This is a genomic window from Methanoregula sp. PtaB.Bin085 (genome assembly GCF_002067035.1).
Classification (GTDB): domain Archaea; phylum Halobacteriota; class Methanomicrobia; order Methanomicrobiales; family Methanospirillaceae; genus Methanoregula.
Window position 1 is genome coordinate 1 of record NZ_MVQB01000031.1, and the last position, 4,626, is coordinate 4,626.

The window sequence follows — 4,626 nt, forward strand, 5'->3', positions numbered from 1 at the left end:
GTGGGAGAGGGCTCGAGGCTGAAACCAGAGGGGGACGCAGCTGCCTGGGTTGCAGCCGGTCCTGATGGCTGTGCCGGGGTGACCGGGGTGGCGGGGGTGCCCGTGCATCCGGCAATCCCGACAGCTGAACAGAGAACGAGGATAGCGAGGATTGTGATCTTCTGCATACCCGGAATATACGGGCGGGAGTTATATGATAATTGTGTTTGTATGGTCCGCCGGTTATTCCGGAAGAAGGGAGCCTTCGTACTCCATCTCCCCGCTGTTCCCATCAACCGTGACCATGGTGCCGGTCATGAGCCTCTCGATCGGGATGCCGATACGGTCGATCATCGGGATGCCACCGATGATTGCCCCGGTTGCAATGATTGCTTCTGCCTCGGTATTGATGATCGCCCGGGGGGCATGCCCGTTCCGGCTCAGCGCGTAGATCACGTACGATCCCACGGTCGATCCCTTGCCATAGGGGAATGCCAGCACGGTACCGGTAATGCCTGTTCCCTGCAGGGGGTGATCTTTCTCAATGATAACCCCGGTCTCCGGATCCACGCCTCCGAGAAACGAGATCGGTGCCGGGCTCACCAGCAGTGGGCCGGCTGACCTGCCCTTTGCTATACCCCTTCCGTGTATATGCAAAATCACACCACATAAATGGTTGAAGATGAACATATATGATTAATATGGAAGAGTCTGCCGCGAGTAACACTGCTTCATCTTCCGAGCTCAAGTACCAGATCCAGATCAACGAGCTCGAAGCTTCTCTCCTCGAGATGAAGGTGAAAGTGGACGAGCTCACCAAGGAGAATGGCCAGCTCAAGCGGGAGAACAACCAGCTCAAGCGCATGCCGCTCTTTGTTGCCGTTGTTGTGGATATCCTCGGGAGCGGGGAGATCTATCTCCGCCAGCAGGGTAACAACCAGGAATACCTGACCAGTGCGCCGGATGAAATACGAACGCAGCTGAAACCCGGTGCCAAGGTTGCTGTCAACAATGCGCTGTCCATCGTCAAGGTCATCGGCAACATCTACGATGCCAGGGTACGCGTAATGGAGCTCGAGGAATCCCCTGCCATCAGCTACGACCAGATCGGCGGGCTCGCAGACCAGGTGAAGGAGGTCCGGGAAGCTGTCGAATTCCCGCTGACCAAACCGGAAATCTTTCGCCGGGTCGGTGTCGAACCCCCGAAGGGCATCCTCCTGTTCGGGGCGCCGGGCACGGGCAAGACACTTATCGCAAAGGCGGTGGCCCACGAGGCAAAAGCCACCTTCATCCGGATGTCCGGCAGCGAGCTGGTCCATAAGTTCATCGGCGAGGGCGCCGGGCTTGTTCGCGAGCTGTTCCAGCTCGCCCGCGAGCGGGCGCCTGCCATCGTTTTCATTGACGAGATTGATGCGGTGGGCAGCATGCGTACCAATGACGGTACCTCCGGGAGCGCCGAGGTCCAGCGGACGCTGATGCAGCTCCTTGCAGAGATGGACGGGTTCGACAACCGCGGCGATGTCCGGATCATGGCTGCCACGAACCGTGCCGACATGCTGGATCCTGCACTCCTGCGGCCGGGACGGTTCGACCGCCTGATCGAGATCCCCGTGCCGGACAAGGCATCCCGTCTCCAGATCCTGAAGATCCATTCCCGAAAGATGCACATAAGCGACGTGGATTTCGAGGAGATTGCCGCGATCACCGACAAGGCAACCGGTGCCGAGCTCGAGGCGATCTGCCGCGAGGCGGGCATGATGGCCGTGCGCCGGGAGGCGGACGCGATCAGCATGCGCGACTTCCTGGATGCTGCCCGCAAGGTCAGGAACGAGGCCGTGGCAGACACCCGGATGTATACCTGATTGCCGTTTCCATACCGGATTCCCTTTTTCCGGAGGCCCCATGAACATACTGCTGATCCAGCGGGAAGGCACTGATCTCCACCATGTACTCTATTCTTCCGAAACCAGCCGCATGGCCCTCCGGTTTTATCACCCGCAGAAGAAACCCTGCGGTGTTTCCATCACCTGCGCATCGCTGGGGAGCGCCCTCTCGCTTGTTGCGGAACTCCGCTGGTATATAAGGCGGTACGTGCGCCAGCCGCTCTTCGAGCTGGAGAACGGGATCTATTTCACCCACGATCTTGCCCAAGACGTGTACTACGAGCGGACCACGGTCCTCAACCCGGGGTGGAAGTACCGGAAGCTCTACAGTTTCAAAGACGGAAAACTGATCAGCTCGCTCCCCATGACCCCGGGGTCCGCTCCCGAGGAGTACCACCAGGAATATATCGGGGCTGATCGCTCGATTGAGATATGGTGCAGGGAAGACGACATGGAAGAGGGTGAACTGATGGCGGAGGACGAGCCTGCCGGTGCAGATGCCGGAGGGCCGGGCACTGGTAGTTCCTGAAAGCGCAAAAGATGGTCACGCATCGCATCCGCCAGGCAACAACCGGTGTTTCCTCCCCGTGTCGTTCATCTGCGACGGGATGGTCCTGTTGTTCATCAGAATTCCCGTAACCGGTGAAAAATCGGAGGGGGGACCTCACCGTGTCCGCGGGGCCTGCGGGCAGATCTCTTCGCCACCACGGGATCACCTCTCTTTGACGAGAATACTGATGCTATAACCCTGCCGTTCAGTGCAGGGATTTTCGATCCCCCCGCAGCCCGCTCACCGATAGACCGTTATTCAAAAGATCCGGACCCGGCCATATCACAGGGTCCTTCCGGATTCACCGGATTCGAGAACCGTCCTGTACAGGATGGCTGTCAGGATCTCCCGCTGTTCGAGGGTTGGCGGGTACTGGGTATCGTTCAGGGCGGTCTCGACCTGTCTGATGACATCACCGGCGTTGGTCATGAAAAACCTCCGTAAGGATATTCAGGGACTTGGAAATTTCGCATTAAATATTCGCCACATGGGACGGGTGTTTGGGTGTACGGGAGAAGTTCAATGGATGAACCGGGAGGTTCTGCCATGAATGGTGAAAGCCCGAGACCATGGCATCCGCGAGTGTCAGGCGATTAACAGGAAAAAAAATGAAGGATGCTTCCGATCGCTGACCTACGCGAACATCGCTCCCTCGGCATCGAGGGGGCCGCGGTTGAAGTCGAGGCCGACCTTTGCGATCGCTGCAAGGAAATCTTCCTGCGTTATGGCAGAGCGTTCCTTCCTGATCGCAAACATACCCGCCTCCATGCAGATCGCCCGCAGATCGGCACCGTTTTTGCCCTCGGTCATCCGGGCAACTGCCGCAAGATCGACCTTCCCGTCAACTGTGAGCATCCGGCAGTGGACCTTCAGGATGGAGAGACGGCCGGCCTCGTTCGGCAGAGGGATCTCGATGATACGATCGAACCGGCCCGGGCGGAGGAGCGCACGGTCAAGGATATCGATCCGGTTCGTGGCGCCGATGATCTTGACATCGCCCCGGTTCTCGAACCCGTCCATGCCGGCAAGGAGCTGCATCAGCGTCCGTTGTACCTCGCGATCGCCAGAGGTGTTGGCCTCCGTACGGGATGCGCCCACGGCATCTATCTCGTCAATGAAGATGATGGTCGGGGCTTTCTTCTTCGCAAGATCGAAGAGCTCCCGGACCAGCCGGGCCCCTTCGCCGATGTATTTCTGGACCAGTTCCGACCCGACGACACGCATGAAGTGGGCGTTGGTTTCGTGGGCAACCGCCTTTGCAAGCAGGGTCTTTCCCGTGCCGGGCGGGCCGTGGAGGAGCACGCCCTTGGGCGGGTCGATCCCGATCTTCTGGAAGAGGTCGGGGCGTTTCAGGGGGAGCTCGACTGCTTCCCGGATCTCATTGATCTGCGGATCGAGACCGCCGATGTCCAGGTAGGATTCCTGCGGGGAGTCTGAGAGCTCCATGCCGTAGATCTGGGCATCGAACGAGGTCGGGAGGAGCTCAACAATGGCGAGCGACTGCTGGTTGAGCGTGCAGCGGACGCCCGGCTTGAGGTCCTCGGTATTGATGGACGGGGAACTCCGCACCAGGAATCTCGGGCCGGCGCTGCTGCGGACAATGACCCGTGTCGGGTCCACGACATCGGTGACAGTTCCGATGATGAGTGGGGGGCTTCGCAGCTGCTCGCTCTCGCTCTTGAGCTTGCGGACCTCCCGCTCGAACCGTATCTTCTGGGTCTCGATATACCGCTTATCTGCCTCAACCTGCCGGAGCTGCTCCCGCAGTTCGAGGTTCCGTGATTCGAGGTTGCCGACCCGTTCCATCATCTGGACTTCCAGTTCGTGCTTGTCGTTCTCGATCTGGCTCATCTGCTCGCGGAGCTGTTCGGACAGGGTGCGGTAGAGCCTGTACAGCTCCTCGGGCGTCTGGGGATCGGTTGGCGGCTGGTGAAGGGTATCGGCCATCTCGTGCCTCACTCAGTTAGGTATTTGGGAAAACTATATATAAAGTGTTTGTGAAGTGGCAACCGTTCAGGGCTGGCAGGCAATACCTTTTACGTGGAAAATTTATACTCGCACGGGCCATTGATGTGTGAGACTATGCAGTGTGAGATGTGCGGTGAGGAGATCCGGGGCTCCCCAAAACTGGTCCGGATCGAGGGTGCCGAACTTCAGGTCTGCATGAAGTGCGGGAAGTTCGGGACCGAGGTGCAGCAGGTGCGCCGTACGGAT

5 protein-coding genes are annotated in these 4,626 nt (G+C 59.0%); 2 read left to right on the forward strand and 3 right to left on the reverse strand.

Annotated features, from left to right (window positions below; all coding sequences use genetic code 11):
* Nucleotides 1-222: 222 nt before the first annotated feature.
* Nucleotides 223-669 carry a DUF126 domain-containing protein gene (locus A4E33_RS07575; protein WP_292347092.1) on the reverse strand — a complete coding sequence of 149 codons (447 nt, stop codon included), beginning with the start codon at nucleotides 667-669 and terminating at the stop codon, nucleotides 223-225.
* A 2-nt stretch (nucleotides 670-671) separates the two neighbouring features.
* Here A4E33_RS07575 and A4E33_RS07580 point away from each other — a divergent pair, with 2 nt between their 5' ends.
* Entirely contained in the window at nucleotides 672-1,841 is a 1,170-nt protein-coding gene (locus tag A4E33_RS07580) for a proteasome-activating nucleotidase (RefSeq protein ID WP_394334363.1), read from the forward strand.
* A 40-nt stretch (nucleotides 1,842-1,881) separates the two neighbouring features.
* Entirely contained in the window at nucleotides 1,882-2,391 is a 510-nt protein-coding gene (locus A4E33_RS07585; protein ID WP_292347093.1) for a DUF5804 family protein, read from the forward strand.
* Nucleotides 2,392-2,694: 303 nt separating this feature from the next.
* On the opposite strand, the gene A4E33_RS07590 is transcribed toward A4E33_RS07585, so the two are convergent.
* Both A4E33_RS07590 and A4E33_RS07595 read right to left on the reverse strand, forming a co-directional pair.
* Nucleotides 2,695-2,841 (reverse strand): hypothetical protein, encoded by a 147-nt coding sequence (locus A4E33_RS07590; RefSeq protein WP_292347094.1) that lies wholly within the window; start codon nucleotides 2,839-2,841, stop codon nucleotides 2,695-2,697.
* Nucleotides 2,842-3,045: 204 nt separating this feature from the next.
* A complete protein-coding gene (locus A4E33_RS07595) occupies nucleotides 3,046-4,263 on the reverse strand; it encodes a proteasome-activating nucleotidase (RefSeq protein ID WP_292347096.1) in 1,218 nt (405 codons plus the stop codon).
* Between the last annotated feature and the right edge of the window lie 363 nt (nucleotides 4,264-4,626).

Bases quoted from the DNA above. Each gene is read 5' to 3' on its own strand.
- A4E33_RS07575 (WP_292347092.1), bottom strand. From the start codon at position 669: ATGTTCATCTTCAACCATTTATGTGGTGTGATTTTGCATATACACGGA.
- A4E33_RS07580 (WP_394334363.1), top strand. From the start codon at position 672: ATGATTAATATGGAAGAGTCTGCCGCGAGTAACACTGCTTCATCTTCC.
- A4E33_RS07585 (WP_292347093.1), top strand. From the start codon at position 1,882: ATGAACATACTGCTGATCCAGCGGGAAGGCACTGATCTCCACCATGTA.
- A4E33_RS07590 (WP_292347094.1), bottom strand. From the start codon at position 2,841: ATGACCAACGCCGGTGATGTCATCAGACAGGTCGAGACCGCCCTGAAC.
- A4E33_RS07595 (WP_292347096.1), bottom strand. From the start codon at position 4,263: ATGAGCCAGATCGAGAACGACAAGCACGAACTGGAAGTCCAGATGATG.